Source organism: Mammaliicoccus fleurettii, from assembly GCF_003970575.1.
GTDB classification, from domain to species: Bacteria; Bacillota; Bacilli; order Staphylococcales; family Staphylococcaceae; genus Mammaliicoccus; species Mammaliicoccus fleurettii.
Genome location: NZ_RXWZ01000188.1, coordinates 1 through 1,611, shown reverse-complemented (window position 1 = coordinate 1,611; position 1,611 = coordinate 1). Strand labels below are relative to the sequence as shown.

The following is a 1,611-nucleotide window of genomic DNA, read 5'->3' as shown; positions in this document are numbered from 1 at the left end:
GAAAGTCATTGAATTATCAAACCCCGTTGGAAGTATTTATGAGTTACATGGATGTAGGTAAACTGTCTAGCTTATTTTGACAAACGAAGTAATATCAGTGAATTTTTTGAGGCAGACTCAATTTGGTTGTTCTGATGCCGTCTACTGTATAGACCTGTCCTGTAATAAACACTGCCTCCTCAGTTGTAAAAAGCCACTGCCACTTCTTCCGGGCCCAGAACGGTTTTCGCGTTTACTTACGTTCACAAAAGGATATCTAATAATAAACGTTCAAGGAGAGATAGACATGTCAGTTACACAGATTATACTGTTGCTTTTCATCGGGTATATCGTTTTCACCATCGATAAGAAACAGGAGAATTTCCCGGTACCCACGGTACTGGTACTAATCGGGATTGTCCTCTCCTTCATCCCCTATTTCTCTTCCATCGAAGTGACGACGCATATGATATATCATGTATTTCTTCCGGCCCTGCTTTTTACATCAGCATACCAATTCCCGCCGGAAGACTTTAAAAAGAATTTTGGCATTATCTCTTTTCTGGCCACAGCAGGCATCATGGTGACAGTCGGACTGCTCGGTGCTGCAATCTATGCATTGAGTGGTCCATTCGTTTCGCTGTCGTTACTTTCCGCATTGCTCATTGCTTCTATATTGACACCTACGGATCCAGTATCCGTTGTTTCAATCATTAAAAAATCCACAGGAAACGAGAAAATTGCTGATGTGGTCGAAGGGGAATCCTTGATAAATGACGGTACCAGCATCGTCATTTTCTCCGCCCTCTTCGGAATGTTTGCAGAAAATACCGGCTTCAATATCGGGAGTTTCGCAGGGGAATTCCTGCTCGTCTCTCTGGGGGGCGCTGCGCTCGGGGTTTCAATCGGCTGGCTGGTCAGCAAGGCCATCCATTTCACGCACCACAACCAATACCAGGTCATGCTGAGCATCACCTTAGCATACGGCGTTTTCAATATTGCCGAAGGCATTGGGGTCTCCGGTGTGCTCGCTACTGTTTTTGCAGGAATCATGCTGTCATTCGAATATGGAAAGACTGGCAGGGCAGATCATTTCAAAGAAACATTGGATGGATTTTGGGAAATCGCAGAACTGTCGGTCCTGTCACTCCTATTCCTGCTGATAGGTATCGAGACTGCGGAAGCACTGGCGTTTAACGCCTGGGTATTCGCAATCATCATCTTTATCCTTTCACTCATCATCAGATATATCATCATAACCGCTACCACACAGCTATTTCCAAAATGGCGCCGGGAAATCAGCTGGAAGGAAGCAACCCTCATCTCCTGGTCTGGACTCAAGGGCACCATGTCCATCTTTCTGATACTAAGCCTCACTTCAGCAAACTCTGGGGAAGCGGACATCCTCGTTTCCCTATCTTTTGCAGCTGTATTGATATCACTTGTAGTGCAGAGTCTGGGCGTAGCCCCTCTGGCAAAAAAGTTGACTAAATGATCTGAGGACAATCATTGATTTATGCTGACGCCGATTGTAAAATTAAACTAGACACATAAGAAAAGCCACTCGTGATACACTCAAAATGAATTTCCAACCAAAGAAATCATAGGAGTGATCACGAATGACCTACACCC

1 protein-coding gene is annotated in these 1,611 nt (G+C 44.8%); it reads left to right on the top strand.

Annotation, left to right across the window (positions count from 1 at the left end):
• The first annotated feature begins 286 nt into the window (after window positions 1-286).
• Window positions 287-1,474, top strand: a complete 1,188-nt coding sequence (locus CD129_RS11950) for a cation:proton antiporter (RefSeq protein ID WP_069813185.1) — start codon at window positions 287-289, stop codon at window positions 1,472-1,474.
• Window positions 1,475-1,611 lie beyond the last annotated feature (137 nt).